20 protein-coding genes are annotated in these 23,293 nt (G+C 31.6%); 19 read left to right on the plus strand and 1 reads right to left on the minus strand.

The window, feature by feature from the left end; all coding sequences use genetic code 11:
* The first annotated feature begins 294 nt into the window (after positions 1-294).
* From AC4BC4_RS05955 to AC4BC4_RS06015, 13 genes are all read left to right on the plus strand, one after another.
* The gene (locus AC4BC4_RS05955) at positions 295-573 is read left to right on the plus strand and encodes a hypothetical protein (RefSeq protein ID WP_490477088.1); all 279 of its coding nucleotides are present in this window, start codon (positions 295-297) and stop codon (positions 571-573) included.
* Positions 570-935, plus strand: a complete 366-nt coding sequence (locus tag AC4BC4_RS05960) for a hypothetical protein (protein WP_490477089.1) — start codon at positions 570-572, stop codon at positions 933-935. Before AC4BC4_RS05955 ends, AC4BC4_RS05960 begins: the two co-directional genes overlap by 4 nt.
* Entirely contained in the window at positions 929-1,993 is a 1,065-nt protein-coding gene (locus tag AC4BC4_RS05965) for a hypothetical protein (RefSeq protein ID WP_490477090.1), read from the plus strand. Before AC4BC4_RS05960 ends, AC4BC4_RS05965 begins: the two co-directional genes overlap by 7 nt.
* Positions 1,994-2,424: 431 nt before the next feature.
* The gene (locus AC4BC4_RS05970) at positions 2,425-2,859 is read left to right on the plus strand and encodes a hypothetical protein (RefSeq protein WP_490477091.1); all 435 of its coding nucleotides are present in this window, start codon (positions 2,425-2,427) and stop codon (positions 2,857-2,859) included.
* Positions 2,860-2,880: 21 nt separating this feature from the next.
* Positions 2,881-3,276 (plus strand): hypothetical protein, encoded by a 396-nt coding sequence (locus AC4BC4_RS05975; protein WP_490477092.1) that lies wholly within the window; start codon positions 2,881-2,883, stop codon positions 3,274-3,276.
* Positions 3,277-4,204: 928 nt separating this feature from the next.
* The gene (locus AC4BC4_RS05980; RefSeq protein WP_490477093.1) at positions 4,205-4,723 is read left to right on the plus strand and encodes a hypothetical protein; all 519 of its coding nucleotides are present in this window, start codon (positions 4,205-4,207) and stop codon (positions 4,721-4,723) included.
* Positions 4,723-6,087: an alpha/beta hydrolase family protein gene (locus AC4BC4_RS05985; protein WP_490477094.1), complete on the plus strand. Its 1,365-nt coding sequence runs from the start codon at positions 4,723-4,725 to the stop codon at positions 6,085-6,087. Before AC4BC4_RS05980 ends, AC4BC4_RS05985 begins: the two co-directional genes overlap by 1 nt.
* Positions 6,088-6,108: 21 nt before the next feature.
* Entirely contained in the window at positions 6,109-6,420 is a 312-nt protein-coding gene (locus AC4BC4_RS05990; protein WP_490477095.1) for a hypothetical protein, read from the plus strand.
* A gap of 15 nt (positions 6,421-6,435) precedes the next feature.
* The gene (locus tag AC4BC4_RS05995) at positions 6,436-6,699 is read left to right on the plus strand and encodes a hypothetical protein (protein WP_490477096.1); all 264 of its coding nucleotides are present in this window, start codon (positions 6,436-6,438) and stop codon (positions 6,697-6,699) included.
* Positions 6,700-6,988: 289 nt separating this feature from the next.
* Positions 6,989-8,599 carry a hypothetical protein gene (locus AC4BC4_RS06000; RefSeq protein ID WP_490477097.1) on the plus strand — a complete coding sequence of 537 codons (1,611 nt, stop codon included), beginning with the start codon at positions 6,989-6,991 and terminating at the stop codon, positions 8,597-8,599.
* A gap of 221 nt (positions 8,600-8,820) precedes the next feature.
* Complete coding sequence (locus AC4BC4_RS06005; RefSeq protein WP_490477098.1) at positions 8,821-10,785, plus strand: Eco57I restriction-modification methylase domain-containing protein; 1,965 nt, start codon at positions 8,821-8,823, stop codon at positions 10,783-10,785.
* 5 nt (positions 10,786-10,790) lie between these two features.
* Entirely contained in the window at positions 10,791-14,093 is a 3,303-nt protein-coding gene (locus AC4BC4_RS06010) for a DEAD/DEAH box helicase (RefSeq protein WP_490477353.1), read from the plus strand.
* An 18-nt stretch (positions 14,094-14,111) separates the two neighbouring features.
* Positions 14,112-16,109 carry a DUF262 domain-containing protein gene (locus AC4BC4_RS06015; protein WP_490477099.1) on the plus strand — a complete coding sequence of 666 codons (1,998 nt, stop codon included), beginning with the start codon at positions 14,112-14,114 and terminating at the stop codon, positions 16,107-16,109.
* 86 nt (positions 16,110-16,195) lie between these two features.
* Here the strand turns inward: AC4BC4_RS06015 and AC4BC4_RS06020 are convergent, their stop codons facing one another.
* A complete protein-coding gene (locus AC4BC4_RS06020) occupies positions 16,196-16,462 on the minus strand; it encodes a hypothetical protein (protein WP_490477100.1) in 267 nt (88 codons plus the stop codon).
* Positions 16,463-17,339: 877 nt separating this feature from the next.
* Here AC4BC4_RS06020 and AC4BC4_RS06025 point away from each other — a divergent pair.
* From AC4BC4_RS06025 to AC4BC4_RS06050, 6 genes are all read left to right on the plus strand, one after another.
* Positions 17,340-17,885 carry a hypothetical protein gene (locus AC4BC4_RS06025; protein ID WP_490477101.1) on the plus strand — a complete coding sequence of 182 codons (546 nt, stop codon included), beginning with the start codon at positions 17,340-17,342 and terminating at the stop codon, positions 17,883-17,885.
* Positions 17,882-18,289: a DUF2000 family protein gene (locus AC4BC4_RS06030; protein ID WP_490477102.1), complete on the plus strand. Its 408-nt coding sequence runs from the start codon at positions 17,882-17,884 to the stop codon at positions 18,287-18,289. The genes AC4BC4_RS06025 and AC4BC4_RS06030 overlap by 4 nt, the downstream gene beginning before the upstream one ends.
* Positions 18,290-18,295: 6 nt before the next feature.
* Positions 18,296-19,558 (plus strand): ATP-grasp domain-containing protein, encoded by a 1,263-nt coding sequence (locus tag AC4BC4_RS06035; RefSeq protein ID WP_438756376.1) that lies wholly within the window; start codon positions 18,296-18,298, stop codon positions 19,556-19,558.
* Positions 19,555-20,700: an MFS transporter gene (locus AC4BC4_RS06040; protein WP_490477103.1), complete on the plus strand. Its 1,146-nt coding sequence runs from the start codon at positions 19,555-19,557 to the stop codon at positions 20,698-20,700. Before AC4BC4_RS06035 ends, AC4BC4_RS06040 begins: the two co-directional genes overlap by 4 nt.
* Before the next feature lie 974 nt (positions 20,701-21,674).
* On the plus strand, positions 21,675-22,343 hold the full coding sequence (locus AC4BC4_RS06045) for a TetR/AcrR family transcriptional regulator (RefSeq protein ID WP_438756374.1): 669 nt from the start codon (positions 21,675-21,677) through the stop codon (positions 22,341-22,343).
* Entirely contained in the window at positions 22,321-23,277 is a 957-nt protein-coding gene (locus tag AC4BC4_RS06050) for an alpha/beta fold hydrolase (RefSeq protein ID WP_490477104.1), read from the plus strand. Before AC4BC4_RS06045 ends, AC4BC4_RS06050 begins: the two co-directional genes overlap by 23 nt.
* Positions 23,278-23,293 lie beyond the last annotated feature (16 nt).

Genomic DNA, 23,293 nt, shown 5'->3' on the forward strand with positions numbered 1-23,293 from the left:
AAAAATCTAGATGTAAAATAATTTCCTCTGTATCTCAATTTTTTCGTTCATACAATGGATATAAATTTTGAAACAATGTTTCAGAACATTTTGTGTCACAAAAAATTTCACCAATTTACATAAAAAAGAATATTTCTTCAAAGAATAGCTTATAAATTTTGTGCCATTAGATGTTGCGGTGTAATGATGCTGTTGTCATTAGTCATTATATTTGGTAGACTTTTATTATAGACAGACTTTATGTAAAAATATGAATACATTTATTGCGAAAAAATCAATAAAAGGAGTTTTTTTATGACTGGAAAAATAGCATCAAGTACAGCAGCAGCTCAAAATGCTGTAACTAAATTAACTGGAAAAAATGTAGATTTATCCAAAAAGGCAATCAGTTTTTCTGGAAGTACGATATCTAGCATGACAGACGGGTTGACAATTGCAAATCAAATTGTAGGTGAAGTGAGTAGTCTTGCAGAGTGCGTTTGGTCTCAAGCAGAAAAATTCCTTCAAATTGCAGAAATGATGGAGTATCAAGATCGTCAAGCTGCTCATCAAATGGGTGGTGTCGTATATTGACAAAGGATAAGCAAAAAATAGAAGCTGATAAAATTGTATTAACTAAGCAAATTCAAGAAAATGAGCAAATTTCAGAGGATTTGAAGAGAGAACAATGGAAGTGGCAGGAACAGTTAGAAGAAAGTAACTGGCAAATGAAACAACAGACTGATCGAATTGCTTCATTGTATCAAGAACTTGCCCACTTTGTTGATAAAACTGCTCATTATAACCAAGAGGATATTCAGGATATTTACAAAACGGTTAAATCTGTTTTTCGTTCTCAGGAAGAAACTGTAGAATCTGCTTATAGAAAATCTAACAAACAATTAGAAGAGACTAACGAACGTTTGTATAAAGAGCGAGGGGCGTTAGAATGGTAAAGTATATAAGTGCAGATTCTACGGCTTTGATTCAAGGTTTAACGACGAATATAGCTACTGCAAAAAGCGTTACAGGACAACTGAAATCAGGTAGCCAACATTTGATTCAGTCAGTGGATGGTGAACAGTTATCTGGGGCTGCGTATACAGCAGGGAAAGGCTTATTCCAAGACTTGATTCTTCCAACTGTTGAACGTGTAGATAGTGCTGTTGATGCAATAAAAGAAGAACTCAGCAGCTATCAAGCAGCCGACGGACTAGTGAATAAATGGGCTGTTATTGATAAACAGGTGCAAAATGAATTAATTCAATCGTTTCAACGCCAAATTTCAGTGATTAATTTTCAAATTCAATGCTCAAATAAATTAGGATTACTGGGAAAACTAGCTAAAGGTGCTTTAGAAGCTTTAGCTACTTTTCAATCAGAAACAAATGGCTTGTTTCGTGATTCATTGACGCAATTAAAGATTGGCATGCAGGCAATTGAAGTACTAGGACTTATGACAGTGAATCCAAAAACAGGAGCGTATGCTTTCCCAGAAGGTTTTGATTATTCGTGGTTGACATCGGTGAAATCAACGAGTGTAACCGCAACAAGAAAACAGGTTGCTCTAGAAAATGGGATGGACGAACTCCAGTTACCAAAAGCAGCTCGGAAATACTATCAAGAAATCATGAAAGAGGCATTGAAGAATGTCCCTGCTGATCAATGGGCAGCAGCTATTAATGAATTTAATCAATTGTTGATTTTTGATGATGAAGGAAATATTTTACGTGTTTTATCTGTAAATATGGGTGCAGGTGATGGCGTCATTATCTTAAAGAATGGTGTAAATGATCTAGAATTGACTGCACAAGCCAATAAAGAGTTTGATGCACAACGATTAAATATGTTAAAAGAAACTCTCCCGCAATTAGCAACTGGGGTTATTACGGCAATTTCTGGGTTAGGAATTACTGGGCTAGATTTGACAGGGACTTATTTTTCTGGCGGAACACTTGCCTTAACTGGAATTAGTCAAACTGTAGTGCAGGTGGTGCAGCAGGATCAATTTTAGTAGTAGAATTTGAGGATACTTCTTATCTGTTTATCTGGTGTACTTGGAGAATTGAGGATAAGGACAATATAATTGTTACGTCCTCGGATACTATTTTACCAAGCGAAAATAATAGTAGTCCAAATGGTTTTATAGGTGAAAAATCTCCTATTCTTGAAGGTAGAAAATTAATCAGTTTTAACTTGACACCTCAGTATGATTTAGAAATTTTTTTTGATAATGAATATAAATTGCGTATTTTTTGTGATATAGGTCATTCAAGAGAAGATTATAATACTAACTGGGAGTTAAACGTACCTACAGAAAATATTTCTATAGAAATTAATAATCACTTTGAAGAACAAAAAGTTCAATATGAATAAACATAATTTAGAAAAATATAAAATAAAGATTGGAAAAGTATAGTATCTAAAATATTTGAAGATGAATTTATGGAATGGCAAGCAGATATGGTTGATATCGCTAAAGAATTTATTGAAGATCAAGCAGAAAAAATTTACTTATATGGTTCTATTGAAAATGGGGGGTATTCATTTAATTTATTCTTTCAAATCCATGGTCGAATTGTAACCATGAATAAAGTCAATTCTGCAATAATTGAAGGGGAAAACGAATATGATATATCTTCCGATAGAAATTGGGCTGTTCTGCGAATAGGAGTCGAAGACTTACAAAAAATAGAAGAAGTTTGTAAGAAGTATGAGCAACCAGTACCGACGCAATTCAAATTGTACTATGATGTGCAAGAAAATAGTTTGAAAGCTAAATACCAGTATGATCATATGTATTCTAATACTGATGATCTTCATAGTTCCGATATATTTATGTCATGGTATGAAGAAGTAAAACAAGAAATAGAGGGATAAAAATAGAAGATGAAGAAAATGATGAATAATAAACAAAAGTTTTACGTGATATTATTAAATGTAATCACTTTTTTCTTACTAGTTTCATGTAAAAATTCTGAGAGTATTAAAGGAACTTGGCACGTACAAAATGACTCTGGTGAAATTTCAGAAATGACAATCACGGATACGACAATGACCGTAAATGATGTGAAGTTAGAAGTTAATCAAATCACTTCAGGTACGATTGAGGGTAAAAAGTATTTTGAAATGGAAATAGGAAGAGTAGGGAGAGTACACATTATTTTTCCCGAAAAAAAAGATGATACTCTTGCTATTATGGTTGTTCCTAACACTAAAGAACCTTATTTACGCTATGCAATGAATAGAGAGAAACAACCTGATTATTCAAAATATGATGAAAAATATGTGAAGTAAGGTCTATTTGAAAATTCAAATAAAATCTAGAGAAGAGTTGCTTTTTTACAGGTAATAAAATATTACATGGAATATTCGAGAAAATTTATCTAAGCTTTCAAGTGGAGAAAAGAAGTGAATAGCAAGAATTGAGAAGTAGATAATATTGTGGTATCAGGGACTGTGGGAAGTGGTAAAACAACTATAGCGTTGTTCAGAGCTATGAAGATGGCAGAGACGTATCCAGCAGATAAAATACTTTTGCTAACATATAATAGAAGACTCATAAATTACATGGAATTTATTTTATCTGATAAACCGAAAAATTTAGTGATTGAAAATTATCATAAATTTGCACGTGGATATTTAAATTCTAGAGAAAAAATGAAGCATAACCCGAGAGAATTACTCTGTCTAAATTTATTTCTTTATTAAATGAAGCAATATTGAATTTTGAAAATATATCATCTATAGAGTTAGATGACTCAACAATAAAGGTAATTGAACGAAACATCGAGAAAAATTGTTCGTATAAAAATGATATTGAAGAACAGTGCAAATAATAATGTTGACTTATACGTATACCGCGTATAACTTTCTGGTTCAGTTCTGAGTAATTATAAGTAGGAAGATTAGTTGGAGATATATGATACAATCGAATCTTTGGCTCAAAAAAGTAATTAGTCTGAATATTATAACTATCCTTATTTTATAAGAGTAAATATTTTTTAGAGTAAATTATTATTAAAATTCAGTTAATCTGAGGGCAACAAAGTGTTTAAACATTATAAAAATATTTATGCTGGAATTCTTTAATGTCAATGCTAATCTATAATGCCAATTAAGTAATTAAATAACGACGCTCACTTTTAATTGTTTTTAATAAAGCGTTTTTATAATTACTTTGAATATGATATAGTTAAGTTACTCTTACTTTAAGGAGAAACAAATGAAGAAGAATACACGCATAGTTTTAGGAATAATAATTTTAGTAGTATTGGTAATTGGAGGGAAATGTTATATGGATAGAGAAAAGGATAAAAAAGAATTAATTGAGATACAAACTGATCTAGCTAATTATTTATATAATAACTATAGACTTTATACGAAGGATAATAATGAAGCAAGCAGAGTAAAAGAAGGGTATGATAATGGTCGTGGGTCATTGACTGAGGAAGAATATATAGAACAGATAAAAAAAGCACGAATTTATTCTAATATAGACAAAATTGAATTTAAAAAATTTTCAGCTACACCGATGAATACAGTAAGATTGTACTTTACAGTTAATGATGTATATGAAGACTATGCTTCTTTGGATACTATTTCAGCAGAAACCAATAAATTAATTTATGATATTGGGGAATATAATGGTGATGGCCCATATTATCTGGAAAAGAAAAAAGAAAAAACTAACAATTCCATTTCTGAAAAATCTATAATTTATTATGAAGGCGGAATTAAGTAATGGATCAAAATAGAAAGCTTTCAGATGCAGTATATGATGTAGAAAATGGAAAAGTAAAAGAAAATCAAATAATAAAAGACACTAACCATTTGGTACTGGATGTCTTTGACACAAATAGAGATATCCTAGGTAATGAACAAAAGCCTAAAGGAAATAGTATGCAGGCAATGACAACTGCTACAATTAAAGATAAATACAAAGATCTCGATATAGAAGATTTAAAAGATATAGAAGGTTATCCTGAATCAGTAGTTACTAAGGGTATTACCATTTCCTATGCAGGTACAAATCCGTTGGATGTGAAAGATTTAAAAGCTGATGTGGTGGAAATTGGCTTAAATAATAAATATGAAGACGGTGCGTTTCAATCCTCTTTAAATTATGCCAATGTCATTGAACAGCGTTACTCTAAAAAAGATGGCTATACTATTTCTACCACTGGACACTCATTAGGGGGTGCCGAAGCAATTTATATAGCTGTTTTAAAAGGATATGATGCGATTACTTATGGTGCCGGAGGAGCGGGATTGACGGATTCGCAGATAAAAAATTATAAAGGTCTAATTGTCAATATCTATGATACGTCAGATATCGTAACAAGTGGGCTATTCACTGGTGGCAAACACAAAATTCCATTTTTAAGTATTGGAATTGATAATGCTGGTTGGAAAACTGCTGGTCACTCAAGAGATCAATTTAAACTAGATAAGAAAGGTAATTATATCAATAAATATGGTGATATAGCTATTTATTCTGATTTAAATGGTGGCATTTCAATTGAACAAACCCTTTTGTCTCAAAGTATTATTGCAAATAGAATGAAAATGCGAAGATTTGAACATTATGGAGTTGATAAAAGTGGCAGTAAAAAAGAGTATCAACGGTTAAAAAAAGAAAATGAGTGGTTACAAACTCAAATAAATAGTTTTACGAAACTGAATATTCTACGGAAAAAAATGATTGCAAGCAGTGGTGGTTTATCTGGAAGCGAACAAATCTATTTAGATGATAGCCAAGCTCTAATAATCGTGAAACTAGCTTCTTCTAAATTTGATTTAGCAATGGAAAATGTGGTGAAACTTTATAAATATGGTATAAACGAATTAGAAGAATTATGGCAAGAAGGTCTGGAGACTGTTCAAAATAATACACCAGATTTATCACATGGAGAGGTAATGGAAGCAATGAATGCTGTTGGCTGTACTAAGCAAACGATGGTAACAATCCCTTTACAAGAATTTCAGGATAAGCTTAGTTTAACAAAGCAGATGAGCAGTAAGTTTTCCTCTCTTACAAAAGAAATTACAGCTAAAATTAGTGAGCTTGTTCAACGGGATCAAGAATTAGCCAAACAACTTTCTTAAAAATGAAAGAGGAAAAATAAAGTGACTCAAGAAGAACAAGATTTAGCTGACTATCAACAGACAAGACGGCAAGTTGAAGAAAAGCTGGATGAACTAAACGGGTTTTGGCGTAAAGAGGAACAAGTAACAAATGAAACCTATTCTGAGATACAACGAATGGTTCAACGGTTTGGAGCAACGAATGAACCTATGGATTTTGCTCGGCAGGAACTGGTTCAACTAGAGGAATCTTTCTTCTCCGAACTAGATAGAGAAAAGAGAAAATTATTGTTGAGAGAAGAGGAAGCCGAAGAAGTATATCGTAAAAAAACATGTGAACAAAATAATCAGTAGAAGGAGAAATTTTTGGTGTTGGAAGCAATAGGAAAGCTACTAAAAGACTATAAGAAGAATTTGCAAAAAATGAGTGCTCAAGCAACCGCACTTGCTTTACTGCAAAAAAAAGACGCTATTTTCAAAAAGACAAAAAGCTCAGGAGAAACGGAAGCAGAGGGTGCAAAAAATTCTATTTTATCTGCAACGAATGGATTACAAGAAACGATAAAAGGAAAGTTTGGAAAAAAGGTAACTCAAGTCCTAGATGAACAAGGAAAAATGTTGGATAAAGTTTGAATTCTATACATAAAGTGATAATTATTAAAAAATGTAACAAATAAAAGTTCGAAATACTGACATGTAGTATTTCGAATTTTTTCGTTTTCAAGAAGGCCTTAAATCTATATATTATTTTATACATTACTTAGAAAGTATGTAATGGTATCGTATTAAAGTGATTATCGGTACATCTCGTTGTGTTGATAGTAGAAAGAGCAGAAGCGTCGTTAGTCTTTTGGGTTGATAATAATTATTATATGTATATTTTCTTTTCCTTGTGGTAAAATCATAACTGAAATATAATATATTGAATTTTAAAGAAATATTACTACAAAATGAAGGAGTTTATATGTTTAAAAAATTATATGACATTCAAGAAGAGATGTTAAATGAAATACTTGAACATGATTTATTTTTATTGGCAAAAGATGATGCATTATTTCTTTTAGTAAAAAAAATCGGTAATTTTAATTCATTCATACCGATTATGTCAGAAAAACAGATACTAAAATTTTTAAAAGGGTTGATTAATACAAATGCTATAGATATAAAGCTAATTCATTTTTTGCAAGAATCACTAAAATGGTTATCTAGATGGATTGGAGAGTATTGTCCTCAAACAAGTGATCTAAGTTCAGATGATGTTGAGATTAAGATGGATGATGTCTTATCTTTAATGGGAAAGGCATACGAGTATGAAATACTTTTTAATCTTTGCAAACTTAACTCTAGTCATATTATGAAGACATCAATAAATAAAAATAAAATTTCATTTAACTTTAGGAATGAAGAGTCGTATAAATATCATTTGGGCTTTGATAATACTTGGAGACGACTGACTAATGATAATCTAAACTATCAACTACAATTAAAATTTGGAGAACTTAATTTTGATAATATTGAATTTTTAAGTGATGAAATTCACCAAAGTAATTATGAAATCACATCTAATCTTTCTTTTATTGGTTTTGACTTGGATGACTATAGAATATTCTCTAAAGTAATGAATCAAATTTTACTGAAAGAACAAATGAAACATATGAATGGGGTCGCAACATTTATTATTGGTGATCAAGTTGACTACACTCGTTATGAAAAAAAAGAGTGGATTATTATTTTGGCTGATGAAACAAGTCTTTCGAGGAATAAAATAGAACATATTATCGATTTCTTTACATTTGACTATTCTGAAAAAAATAATGATTTATCATTAACTTATTTTCTGCCATATGGAGATCAATTAATAGTTTCAATCCCGTTATTCATGATGTTACCGCCAGAATGGAACGCTGTTAGACTTTTGGCAAAAAGAAGTGTTAAGAGCTATTCACATGAGCAAAATTTGTTTGAAGAAGAACAAAAAGAAAAAATTAAAAATTTTTTGTCAGATAATAATCGTTATTTAGTTTCTGGTGGATATGATAAAGAATCCAGCCTTCGCCCAGGCATGGATATTTTAGTATATGATAAATTTTCAAAAATTCTTCAAGTAATTGAATTAAAGTATAAAATTCCAGTCGAATCAATTCAAGATATATTGAATTTAGAGAATATGCTTGATAAGGCGTACGATCAATTAAATAAGGCTAAAGGTTATGTAGATGCCAATCAAGAAACAATTCTGCAAGAATATTTTGGTCAACAACTATCAGGCGTTATTCCTGAAAAAATAGATTATTTTATATTGACAAATTATAGCATCGGAATAGGTGCTAACATAAAAGTTCCTTCTCCAGTTCTTTTAATTGATTATTATTTACCAGCTATGGCAGCCCTGGGGCCTTCTCTAGTTTCAAAAATACTTCAACTGAAAGATAAAGGGCTAAATTATGAAATATTTAAGCAATTCACAACGATTAGAATTTTAGATTATAAAATTGTTTATCCTGATTATTTGTATCGCGTGAAAGAAGAGTAATTATAAAAAATCAATGTTAAGCAGTCTGTCAAAGACTAAGGTTAAAATCATAATTGAAATTATTAAAATAAAATGATTTAAGATGTATTATTGTCAAATATCTATTTGTATTTATCAGTATTATTGATACAATTAGTTTATGTTATTATAGTGTCAAAATTTGTAGATAGATATTGTATGATACCCTATATAACAGTTGAAAATGAAGGAGGAATACTTTTTTGAATGATTCATTTTTAGACGAAAAGATTGATATTGATGAGAACGCTATTCTTCGTAATTCTCCTGAATTATTAAAGATTTTGCTTCGTGATAGAACGACAGGTAAAAATATTATTTGGGCAACTAAAACCTATGAATTATTAGGGAAAGAATTTGAAGCAAGAGAACCCATAAAAGTGAAATTGATTACAGGTAAAAACGCATCTTTGATTAGACCAAGAATTGAAAAGTTTAAGTATGAGCAAAAGGAACGTACCAAAGGAAAAGCAGAAGTTTTTACGCCAATATGGATTGTTAAAAAACAGAACGAGATCGTTAATCAAGAATTTGAAAATTTAGAATTAAAAGAGTATATAAGCAAAGTTTGGTTGGAAATTGCATGTGGAGAAGCACCATATATGGTGAGTCGATATGATTCTGTTAATGGAGAGTTTATCCCAATTCAAAAACGTGTGGGTTTTATTGATAAGAAGCTAAATAGAATTAGTGAAGAAATTGAAGAAGAACTAGAATGGGTTGATTATGCAAAAATAGCTTATCAAACAAGCTTTGGTTATGAATTTCAAGGGGATTCATTATTGATTGCTCGTGAGAACTTATTGTATACCTTTTTAGATTATTATGTAGCTAAATTTAACAAGCAACCTAAGATAGAATTACAAAAGGAAGTTGCTAAAATTATTAGTTATAATATTTTCCAAATGGATGGGTTAAATTATACTGTTCCATATTCTGGTGAGCAAAAGCAGAAAAAAGAATTAGAACAACTTAATTTATTTGGTGAATCAAAAATAGTAGAAGAGGATGTATTAGACAGTTCAGAGACGAATATTCTAGCAAAAATTAAATACTGGAAAAATAAAAGAATGGTTGAATTTCAGGCATTTAGCAAGGAGGAAAAATTAATGAAGTTTGATGTAGTAATTGGTAATCCACCTTATCAAGAAGAGGCAATGGAAACGAGTGATAAACCTATTTATAATATTTTTTTAGAAGGGGCTTATGAGATTGCGGATAGAGCAATTTTCATTACACCAGCAAGATTTTTATTTAATGCAGGTAAAACACCAAAAAAATGGAACGAAAAAATGTTATCTGATAATCACCTGAAAGTTAGCTTCTTTGAACAGAGTAGTAGCAAAGTTTTTCCAAACACTGATATAAAGGGAGGAATTGCGGTTACTTATAGAAACATCGCAGAGAGTTATGAACCTATAGGGACATTCACTATTTATGATGAGTTGAACTCGATATTACATAAGGTTTCAGTTCTAGATTCATTAAATTTTAGTACTCTAGTTTATGCTCCGGAGAGTTATAAACTTACTCAGTGTTTATATGACGAACATCCTGAAATAAAAACTATGACAAAAATAAATAAAAAAGGAAAAGAAGTATCCTTGATTAGTTCTGGTCATGAGTTTGATATGACTACTAATATTTTTGATAACCTTTCCTTCATTTTCTTTGAAAATAAGCCTGAAAATAAAAACGAATATATTAGAATATATGGCAGACAGGATAATAAACGCATCTTAAAATGGATTAAAAAAGAATACATTAAAAATCATGAAAATTTGGATAAATGGAAAATATTTTTACCCAAAGCAAATGGAAGTGGTAAATTTGGAGAAATACTCAGTAATCCTATGATTGGAGAGCCATTTGTTGGAACTAATCAATCATTTATTTCAATAGGAGCTTTTGGAAGCAGTTTTGAAGCTAATTCTGCATTAAAATATATAAAAACAAAATTCTCGAGATCTTTATTAGGAGTTTTAAAAGTGACTCAAGATAATAAAAAGGCAACATGGTCAAAAATTCCCATGCAAGATTTCACTTCAAATTCAGACATCGACTGGTCGAAAACAATCTCTGAAATAGATCAACAACTCTACAAAAAATACAATCTTAACGAAGAAGAAATTAATTTCATTGAAACAAAAGTCAAGGAGATGGAATAATGGACATGAATGTTGTTATTGAACCCAAAAAGGCTATAAAACCAACAATCTATGCCTATGTTACTCCTACGAATACTGCTAAAAATGGCTGGATTAAGATTGGCTATACTGATCGAGATGCAGACAAGCGTATTCGAGAACAAACGCATACAGTTGGGATTGAAGCGAAAAAACTTTGGGATCATGAAGCCCGTTTCAATGGTGGTGGTTATTTTTCAGACCGTGATTTTCATACTTTTTTAACTAAAAATGGTATTCGACGAAATAAGGGAACGGAATGGTTCTTCTTCAATGGAAATCCAGATGAAGCAGAGTCATTGTATCGTGAATTTGTTTTTAAGGACTATTCAAAAGTTCAAAAAGAGCAAAAGTTAGATTATCAACTACGAACAGAACAAGAAGCAGCAGTTGAAAAAACTCTTGCTTACGCTAAAAATCATCCAAATGGAGAATTTTTGTGGAATGCAAAGCCTCGTTTTGGTAAAACATTAACCTCCTATGATCTAGTTCGTAAGTTGGATTCAATGAATGTATTAATTGTAACGAATAGACCAGCTATTGCCAATTCTTGGTATGATGATTTTATTAAATTCATTGCTTGGCAGACTGATTTTAAGTTTATCAGTGAATCTGACTCACTAAAAGACCGTTCACCAATGACTCGGCAAGATTTTGTTGACTTTACTGTTACACATGATGATGCTAAACAAGTAGCCTTCTTGAGTTTACAAGATTTAAAAGGATCAAAATACTTTCGAGGTGATGGTGGTGGCTTTGATAAGCTTAAATGGGTAGCTGACACAAATTGGGATGTTCTGATTATAGATGAAGCGCATGAAGGAGTAGACACCTTTAAAACAGATGTTGCTTTTCGTTATATAGATCGACAATTTACCTTGCACCTTTCTGGAACACCTTTTAAAGCAATAGCTAAAGGTTCATTCAATGATGAACAAATATTTAATTGGTCATACGAAGATGAACAAGCAGCTAAAGACAACTGGACAGAGGAAGAAAATAATCCCTATGAGCCCTTACCACAACTGAACATGTTTACTTATCAAATGTCGAAAATGATTACGAATGAAGTAAATCAAGGGATTGAACTTGAAAATGAGAATAATGTTGATTTTGCTTTTGATTTAAATGAATTTTTTGCAACGAAAGAAGATGGACGGTTTGTTCATGAAGCTGACGTAAAAAAATGGTTGGATACATTGACTCACAATGAAAAATATCCTTTTTCAACATCTAAATTACGCAACGAGTTGAAACATACTTTTTGGATATTGAACCGGGTTGCAAGTGCAAAAGCTTTGAAGAAGCTGTTAGATGCGCATCCAGTTTTTGAAAATTATGAAGTTATCCTAGCTGCAGGGAATGGTAAGTCTGAAGCAGAGGATGCATTGGCTAACGAAAGTTCGTTCAAAAGAGTACGTGATGCCATACAATCAAATGACAAGACAATAACACTTTCGGTTGGTCAATTAACTACAGGAATTACAATTCCTGAATGGACAGCGGTGATGATGTTAAGCAATATGAAATCGCCCGCACTTTATATGCAAGCTGCTTTTCGAGCACAGAATCCTAATGTTTGGACTGAACAAATAAATGGTGAGGAAGTTCGATACCAAAAACAAAATGCCTATGTTTTTGATTTTGCACCAGAAAGAACGCTAATTATCTTTGATGAATTTGCTAATAATCTGTCTACCCATACTGCATCAGGCGGTGGAACATCTGGTGATCGGGAAAAGAATATCAAGAAATTATTAAACTTCTTTCCTGTGATTGGTGAGGACAAAGAAGGGAAAATGGTTGAACTTGACGCCGCTCAAGTATTAACAATTCCAAAAGCAATTAAAGCAACTGAAGTTGTTAAAAGAGGATTCATGAGCAACTTGTTGTTCGCAAATATTTCGGGTATTTTTCAAGCTCCTCAAGCTGCACTTAGCATTTTAGATAACATGGATTATGCTTCACAAGGTAAAGTGAAAAAACCTGATGATCAGCCGACAATCAACACAAAAAATATTGAAGTGGATGATGATGGACAAGCAATTGTAGACAATGAAATTGTCATCACGAAAACGGATGCTATTTTTGGAAGTAAAGTATACCAAACAGAAGAAAAAATAGCAGAGACGATTGGAAAAATTGATTCTGACAGCGTGCGTGACTCGTTGGCTAAAGATATTGGTAGAACAGTTGTAGATAATTTTAAACCACAGTTAGAAATTGTTAAACAAGATTATGAGCTTACAAAAAAAGGTTCAGAAAAAATTGAGAAAAAAATCCAGACTGAAGTAGAATTAACTGTTAAGAAAAAAAATGCAGATTTTAATATTCAACAAGCGCATATAGAAAGTAATCTAGAAAAAGATATTAAGAAAGTGAATACTGTTGAGGAGAAAGTTCAAATTGAAAAGCAGTATGCTGAAAAACTAGAAGAAGCTTTTGAAACATATCAACAAGAAGTGAAAAAAGAAGTTTCTCAAAAAATTGAAACGTTAAGTAAAGAGATTGTTGAAGAGCAAGAGCAGAAGCAAAAAACAAAAGAAAAGACGCTGATTGAAGAGGATATTCGAGGGCGTTTGCGTGGTTTTGCTCGTACAATACCAAGTTTTATTATGGCTTATGGTGATGATTCACTGACATTAGAAAACTTTGATCACTATACTCCTGAAGAGGTGTTTTTGGAAGTCACTGGAATCACTGTCGAGCAATTCAAGTTCTTGCGCGATGGTGGAGACTATCAAGAAGATGGTAAGACACATCATTTCAAAGGTATGCTATTTGATGATGTAGTATTTAATGAATCTATACAAGAATTTTTAAGAAAGAAAGATGGATTATCTAATTATTTTGAAGATAATGAAGAAGATATATTTGATTATATTCCACCACAAAAAACCAATCAGATCTATACTCCTAAGTGGGTTGCAAAAATGATGGTTGAAGATTTAGAAAAAGAGAATCCAAATATTTATGATGATTCTAGTAAAACATTTGCTGACCTTTATATGAAATCGGGGCTTTATATCACAGAAATTGTTAAAAAGCTTTACAATAGTCCGGTCATAAAAACGGAATATCCAAATGATAAAGAACGCATCAAACATATTTTAGAAAATCAGGTTTATGGGTTGGCTCCAACAGAAATTATCTATAAAATTTCAACGAACTTTATTTTCGGTAATCTAGATAATGATATTAGTCGAAAGAATTTCTTAATGGAAGATGCAACTCCTTATGCGAAAAATGGTATGTTACAAGATTTGATAAATTCATCGTTTGGTGATTAGGATTAAGGAGAATAAAATTTGAAAGCAGATACGATTAAATTTTTTGAGTTTTTAGAACAAAAAAAGACTATTTTTAATATTCCTGTTTATCAACGTAATTATGAATGGTCAAATGAGCAATGTGTTCAGTTATTTAATGATGTTGAAAAGATTATTCAAGATGATTTCTCTGCTAAACATTTTCTTGGAACTATTGTTTATGTGGACGAGCGTGGACCGAAACTAAGTAAATATTTTAATATTATCGATGGACAGCAACGGATTACTAGCTTTATGCTATTTATGAAAGCAATTGCTGATTTATCGGATGATGAAAGTCTTTACGATGAAATTTTAGATGACTACTTGCTCAATCCTCGTAGTGAAGAAAATAATAAAATTAAACTACGTTCTGTTGAAAAAGACCGTCTCGTATTTCGTAAAATTATTGAGAAGCATGAAGTGGAAGAAACATCTAAGGTTTCTGAAAACTTCAATCTCTTTCTAACAAGAATTGAGGAATCAGAATATGAGCCTAAGGAATTTTTTGATGCGTTAGGGATGATAGAAATTGTTTATATTGAATTGAACGGTAATGATGAATCAGAAAATCCACAAGTAATCTTTGAAAGTATTAATTCAACTGGACTCTCTTTAACAGCATCTGATTTGATTAGAAATTTCCTGCTAATGGGCATCGATCATGGAACGCAAAATCGTTTATATAAAGATTATTGGACAAAAATTGAGGAACGAATTCCAACAAATCAACTATCTACTTTTATTAGGTTCTATTTAACGTTAAAATTTGGTGCTACTGTGACAGAAAGACGGGTGTATGAAGAATACAAACGATTCTTCAATAATAATCACTACACGCCTGAGACAGCAATCAAAGAACTGGAAAATTACTCGAAATATTATTTCTGGTTAAACAATGAAATTATTCCAAAATCAACAGTAAATGAACGAATTAAAAGAGTTAATCTTATGAAAGCAACAATTGTATACCCATACTTAATGCAAATTCTAAAATTAGGTGATGATGGAATCTATACATGGAACGATGTTGATGAAATTTTTGGAACAGTCGAGTCTTATCTGTTTAGACGTTCAATTACTGATAAAAGAACCAATGTATTGAATAAAATGTTTGCAGCGTTATCTCGTGAGATTTCAATGACTAATGAGAAAGATCGTTTAATTGTTGAATTAACCAATAAAAAGGGAACGCAAATTTTTCCAAGAGATGCAGAATTTGTAAATAGTTTTCAAACAGTCGCTTTATATAATAGAAAAAACAATCTCGCTAAGTTAGTTTTGATGATGCTTGAACTTTATCGGACAAAAGAACCAATTAGCTTTGAATCGATTCAAGTGGAGCATATTATGCCACAAACTTTAACGAATGATTGGAAGGTTTCAGTTAAAAATGCTAATGACGTTCAAATTAAATATGGTGATACAATCGGTAATTTGACCTTAACAGGATATAATTCAGAATTATCTAACAAGTTATTTAGCGAAAAAAGTAAAATGTATTATCAATCAAATATAACTTTAACTCGAGAACTAGCTAATGAATATGATAAATGGGATGCCTTTACAATTGAGGATAGAGCAAAAAAACTAAGTGAAGAAGCATTAAAAATCTGGAAATTTCCTATACAATTACAAGTTGAAGAACAGTCTTCTGTAAGTGGAGAACACTTTTTAGATGAAGACGTTAATATTACAGGAAGTAAACCGAAGTTATTATCTATTGAAGATAAAGACTACAAAGTTGATAGTTGGAAAAAGGTACTTATTTCATTTTTAGATTTTGTTTGGGAATTTGACAGTCAAACATTTGCTAATTTAAAAAGAAGAGAAGTACTTAAAAGACTATTTAGTCCAGCAGATGAAGTTAGAAATCCAGGCAAACTATCCAACGGTGAAATTGTAGAAACAAACTTTAGTTCGGAAACGATTCTTTCTATTATTAAAATTATCGCTACTGAATATAATATTTTTGATGATATAAGTTATACTATTTGATATATGAATAAAATATAATTATTCAAAATAAGTATATACTCTTTTCTGTTTAAGAAAGTGAAGAGTATATACTTGTTTTTATTAAACTAAACTTTGTTTCTCTGAACCATCCTCGCTACAATCTCTTCACTCTCCATCAAAACCCCCTCAAAATCCCCGGTAAAAACTTGATACAACTGCTGACAAGAATAATAACGCATCCGCATATCCTTCTTATTCCTCGTAACTTTCCCATCAAAAAACTCATCCAAATAAACCAACGACTTCTGCCAAGATCGAAGCTTGATCAACTCACTCCGCACATCCAAAATATCCTGATAAGGTACCGCCTTCAAATTCTGTTCTTTACTCATCACTACACATCCATTCCTATTTTTTTGAAAAACCAACAGGAAAATAAAAAACGATCAGACCTATCTGTGCCTCATCGTGTGCAATAGTTCGCCAAAGAATACATGAAATCGCCAAAAAAATGAAAGAATCCAGCAAAGAGACTAGTAAAATCAATCAAAATTAAGTACAATAAAACATGCGAGTACTTCGGTACGCGCTATCGGCAACTCGATTATGCAGTTACTGCTGCTTATTCGGGGCCTTGCAACGTGATGCCAGTCAGGTTGTAAGGTGCCGTTTTTTATTTTTCTATTTTTAAACTTGTACATCGCTACGTTTCATTATCACCACCATAATAAAATTCAGACCTAGAATAGAAACAAAAAAGGCATTGGCGCAATGTCCAATACCTGAATAAGTCAATAGTACTTTAAAGAAACCTAGTAATCCTTTCTAGTTGTAGCTCAAAAAGAGACACAACAAAAAAGCTAGTGATTCATTTACTATTGGCATACTTGCGTAGACATTTACTGATGTTTTCAAGACCATTTCCGTTCAGTGCCAGCCAAACAAAAAGGTGCCAAGGATTAAATTGTCATAAAGTTGAGTGATGTTCTGAATCAGGACTTACTCAGCTTTTTTATTTCCATTCTATACACTAAGTATAAATAAATCGACAGCGAGAATCAAGGCGAACAGATAAAAAAAGTGAACGATTTATTCATAAAGTTTTAAACAAGCTTCACCTTTGATTAAAATCGCTTAGTCAAGTAAAGCTATACTTATCTTGATAAAAGCAGAAATTTGTTGACTTATTAAATCTAAATTGGTATATTGAGTTAAAAATAATAATTTGGTGTGAATAGACAGAATTTTCTGTTAAAAAAAGGAGAAGTGATGAACAATGATTTAGGGACGTTGGGAAATGAATTGAGTCAATTAACATGCAGCATGCATATCGCTAAAGAATTAAGTACAGATGATGAATTAAAAGGATTTTCAAGCTTTGAACGAGCAATTGAATCGTTAAAGAAAAACTCGATTCAAAAGGTTTTGATTCCGGGAGCATATCCAGACATTAATAAATTTATTATGGATAATGATTTAGAAGTATATAAAAGTTTTGTAGAAAAAATACCAAGCTTAGTCTTTGCAAGTAATTCCAAGATAATAAAAGAATGTAGCGAGTTATTTTTACATAGAGCGACTAAAAACTTAGTAGCTGATATTCCAAGTAGTTCATCGGTCGCAAAGTTAACGTATGTGGATTCAAATGAGGAAGCATGTGAAAAACTTATTAAGAATAATCAAGACAAAAGTTTTATAGCATGTATCACAAACTCTTTATGTGCTGAGCATTTTAATTTGAAAATCCATGCAACTCTTAGAGAAGGAATTTCTATGCCTTGGATAATTTTTAAAGCAAAGGAGAATAATCAATGAAGCGAACAGCAATAATAATTAATAAAAATCTTCCTTTTGGAGAACAAGCTAATGTGATTGCTATTGTATCAGCCGCATTAGCAAATATTACTGAAGGTATGATCGATTCAGAAAAAATAATTGATTTAAATGGTAACAAGCATGCAGGTATAAGGAATAGCTTAGTTGTTCTAAAATCTAATCCAACAGCACTGTTGACACTTACTGAAACAGTCAATGAGCTAGATGATATTGAATCTGTCGTGTTTACAAGTAAAGGACAACGTTTAAACAATCAATTTTCTGAGTATAAAACAGAAATCTCTACCAATGAATTGAAGGACTTAGAGCCAGTCGTTGTTGCATTGTATGGTGAGGATGAACAGATCAGAATGTTAACCAAAAAATTTAGTTTATTGAGGTGAGAATAAATGGAGCAAGCGATTGTTTATCTGAGTGATATTCCAATCAGTGATAAAAACGGAACGAGATGGGTCCAAAAGCTAAACGATTATAACTATAACAAATTACTAATTTCCAGCGTAGAAGAATTTAATGATCAAGTAGCAAACTATTTTGATAGTTGTGTAAAAGTAAAGGATATACTTGATTTTGAAAATTTGTCTGATATTATCGCTGATTTTAAAAGTAAGTACGAGATTGTTGCATTGTATGCTCCAAAGGAAAATTTGATTGAAATTGGCGGTGATTTGAGAAGTAAGTTTGGAATACCAGGTATTCAAAAAAATCAAGCATTAGCGGTAAGAGATAAATGGATAATGAATGAAATGCTTCACCAAAGAGAACTAAACACAAGTAAGAATGCAATTGCTGTATCTGAAAATGAAGCAATATTGTTTGCTAAGAAAGTCGGTTTTCCAATCGTAGCGAAACCACTAAATGGATTTGCTACATTGAATACTCAAAAACTTTTGTCAAATAAGGACATTTCAGAGTATTTTTCTAATTTAGCAATAGAAAATGAATTATTATTAGCAATCTCGGATAATAGAATTCTATTAGAGAGTTTTATAGATGGAGAAGAATATCATTGTGATTGTGTTGTTCAAAATGGACAAGTCGTATTTTCTTCTGTAAGTAAATATTTATATAACTGCATGGATATTGCAACGAAAGGTAGACCTCCTGCTAGCATTGTATTTTCAAAAGCAGAGAGTGAAAAAAATACTGCCACTAGAAAAATAAGTGAACTAAATGAAAAAGTAATTTCCGCGTTAGGAATAAATAATACAGTTACCCATGGAGAATATTTTGTTACAAAAGATGGGGAAGTGTATTTTGGTGAAATAGGTGCCCGCATTGGCGGTGCAGATGTTATGCCCCCGATTATCAAGAATACATTTAATGTAGATATGTTTGAAGCAATGATTGATGTTGAATTACAAAAATTTGTTTCTCCAAAACAGTCAAAAGATATCTTTACCGGCATGATTTGCCTACCACAAAAAGCAGGAGAAATAGTTGCTCTTGCGACGTTAAAGGATTTTAAAGACATTGAAGGGATTATTACCTTTGAAGTTCAAAGGTCAATTGGAGACCGTTTATTAGATGTTAAGGATACGATGACTAGATCAGGATTTGCCATTATTGAAGATGTAAACTATGATTTGTTACGAGAAAAACTATTGACTGTGTACCATCGTTTTTTTGATTTAATGGTGGTAGAAGAATGATTATAAAAAAATATTTATCTGTATATAAAGGATTGCCTCCAAATGTTTATATTATATGTTTAGCAAGATTTGTTTATCCGTTACTAACTAATTATATAACGTTAAAGCTCAATAAAACAGACATAGAAGCTGCCTCTTTTGTATCAATTGCTTTATTGGTAAACCTAGTTTGTATCTTTTTAGGTGGATATTTGAGTGATAAGTTTTCAAAGAGAACGTTATTTTTATTTAGTCAATATTTATTAGTTATTTGTTCTTTTTTGTGTGCCTTGTTTTTAGGATCATTTGTAGTTGTTTATTTGTTGATTATAATCAGTGGTATTTTTGGGTTCACAAATCCAATCTACAATGTGTTTATTTTAGAAAATTCCAATGGTAACTTAAACACGAAGAAAAGTGGTTTTTCTTTGCTCTATCTATTTTTAAATTTAGGAGTTGCGATTGGTCCTTTTTTAAATGGACTTTGGTTTGATCAATATCTTGCCTTGTATTTTTTATTGGTCGCAGTGCTTAATCTAATAGCCACGGTTTGTATTCAACTAAAATATAGAGAAGAGCGGCTTATTTATCCTAAACAGCAAGATAAAAAAGTTAAGTTTTCATTGGCTGAGCTATGGAGTCAAAATCATTTAGCGATAAAAGCGATTGTCTTTTCAATTTTAAACTTTATGATTTATATACAAGTTTCATTTAGTGTACCGTTGCAATTCAATACATGGTTTACCAATGGGCCAAAAGTCTATGGAACTATGATGTTAATAAACGCTTCGATGGTGTTGTTAATCACCCCAATGATTTTACGGATTACTAAAAGTATTAATCCAATTATGCTGATCATAATTGGTAGTTTCTTCTATTTGACTAGCTTTTTGTGTCTATTACTTTTTTCAAATCTAGTTGGAATGATCTTGTTTATATTCTTTTTGACGATAGGTGAAATTGTTGTTCAAACAAATATTAGTGTTGTTGTATCTATGCTTGCAGGCAAAGAGTATGAAGGACGAATGAATTCTTTTCTACTATTGATTGGTGCTTTTGGAAATATTTTGGGAACAAGTATTATAGGTGGATTAATTGTCAATTATTCATTTTCAGTGGTTTGGCTTTTTATTATGGGGTTGTCTTTGACCTATGCTTTTTAATGTTCTTAGTTTATCGAAAATATAGTTTTGAGAAATAAAAAACGGTTTAAAGAGGATACCAGCCTTTGAATTATCGAACAATTCTATTTAAATTTTTCGAAAGAATTTTTGATTTTGAGTATTGAAATAAAAATCTTATGAACTATCATTCCTCCGTAGTAATTTAATCAGAGTATTACATTAAGAGAAGTTGAATAACTTTCTAAAGCAGAAATTACTAATTTTTTCTTATCCACTAAAACAATTATAAATTAGCATTTTTTATTTAATCTATAATAATTTCTGCATACATGTTATGTAATTTAATTGGTAATGAATAAGCTAGCAAATAAATAAGTCACTTTAAATTTCTTTTTAAGATTATCTTTCAGGAGCCGTTAAAGAGTTAGAAGATGTGACAATAGATTATTTATTTAAAAAAAATGAAAAAGAAATTTAAGTTTTTCATTTTTCAATTCAAATGCAATCTGGACCTGGTAAAACTAAAAAGAGATTGAACTCTTTAAATATACTAGCAAGTCTGTCCAAAAATAGAGAGTTGAAGCATAACGCTTATGGTATTCCTTGGATTTCGAGGATGTTAATTGTATCGTTGAAGAATTAAAATTTATTTGTAATTGACGAGAAAACTGGAGGCGTGGTACAAATATAATATTTTTGAATCTCTTATTACATGGTAAAAATTGAGTGACTAAATAAACAAATAAATAAGATTATCTCTCCCTGTAATCAAAAATAGAAGACTGAAAATCCTCTTTAGGATTTTTAGTCTTCTATTTTTTGTTCTAAGTTATTCTATTAGTTAAATGCCGAATAGGGGCATAATGACGGCAATTTAATGTGTTTTCAGAATTTATATATAATATAAAACTTAGCGGAATCAGAGCGTAAAATCAATATGATTTGACATTCCTCAAAAATAGCGTATGATAAAAACATACCAATTGAATGTTTTCGAGGGAGGAGAGATTACAATGCCAAAAAAATATACAGCAGAGGAAGCTAAATCATTAATTCTAGATGTTTCAACACAACTATTTATCGAAAAAGGCTATGAAAAAACATCTATTTCGGATATCGTCAAAGGTTTAGATGGTTTAACCAAAGGAGCCATTTATCACCACTATGCATCTAAAGATGAGATTATAGACGCTGTTGTTAGACGATTTATTCCCAATGAAACTACCTTAACAACAATTATGGAAAAAGATAATTTAAATGGATTAGAGAAAATTCAGGCTCTGTTATTTGAAGGCATGTTCAATAGTGAGGCCAGTCAGTCTCGTATCCTTAGTTTTACCTTGTTAGATAATCCTAAATTCTTTTCAATGTATATTCGGACGACGAATGAAATCATGGCACCATTAGTGGAAACCTGTCTGATTGAAGGAAATAGTGATGGATCAGTTACAGTTGATCAACCGAAGCAAATGGCTGAATTAGCGATCTTGATTTTAAGTACGTGGTTTATTCAAGCGTTGTTTCCAAATACAGTAGAGACTTTTTTTGAAAAATTAATGGCTGCCAAAATAATGCTTGAGAATACTGGAATGCCAATTATAAGTGATGCGTTTTTAGAGAAACTTGACCAACAAATTATGATAAAGGTGGCAGAACTAAATGACGAAACAACTAAAAACTAAATCGCTAGGCATCAGATTATTACGAGGACTGGGTAAAGTAATCTTAGGTATAATTACTATCTTAGTAGTGACATTGCTGATTACCTTTACGATTCACCAGATAAGTTTGAAAAGTGAAGCAAAACGAATTGAGTCATATGGTGAGAAGTTAAAAATTTTTGACGGTGAGATGAACATTGTAGATGAAGGTCAAGGAAAGAAAACTATTTTACTTTTACCGGGGCAAGGAACAGCTAGTCCTTATTTAGATTTTAAACCGATGATCAATGAGTTAAAAAAAGAGTATCGTGTAGTCACGATTGAGCCATTTGGCTATGGATTAAGTAGCCAAACGAATCGTCGTCGTAGCGTTGAAAACATTGTGGAAGAAATCCATCAAGTAGCCAAAGAACTGAACATTTCTAAATACACATTGATGGGACACTCGATTGCAGGGCTTTATGCGGTGAATTATGCCCAAGCTTATCCAAATGAAATGGAAGGCTTTGTGGGAATTGATTCCAGCACACCAGAACAGCCTTGGCCTGGTATCGACATGTCAGTTTTTGACTTCTTAAAAACAGCAGGCGTTTTCCGAGCGTTGATCAAAGTGAGTCCAGAAACTGGTTTAGGAGTGAGTCAAGATAACCCTGATTTTGAACAGATTAAGTTATTGACGATGAAGAACATGAGTAGTCCGGCGATGAAAGATGAGCTTCAAGAATTAAGTAATAGCTTCGCTGATTCTCGTGGCTTAACGTATCCAAAAGCGATGCCGGTCTTATTATTTGTTGCAGATAATGATAAAAATCAAAAAAATTGGCTTGAGATGCATCAAGATCAGGTGAGAGGATTAGATAAAGGAGACTTGATTCAATTGCCAGGTGCCCATTATTTACACCATACGCAAATGGAAACAATCGTAAAAGAAACAAGCAATTTTTTGGAAAACTGACAGATTTGAGGAATAA

The organism is Enterococcus sp. AMC1086 (genome assembly GCF_058216575.1).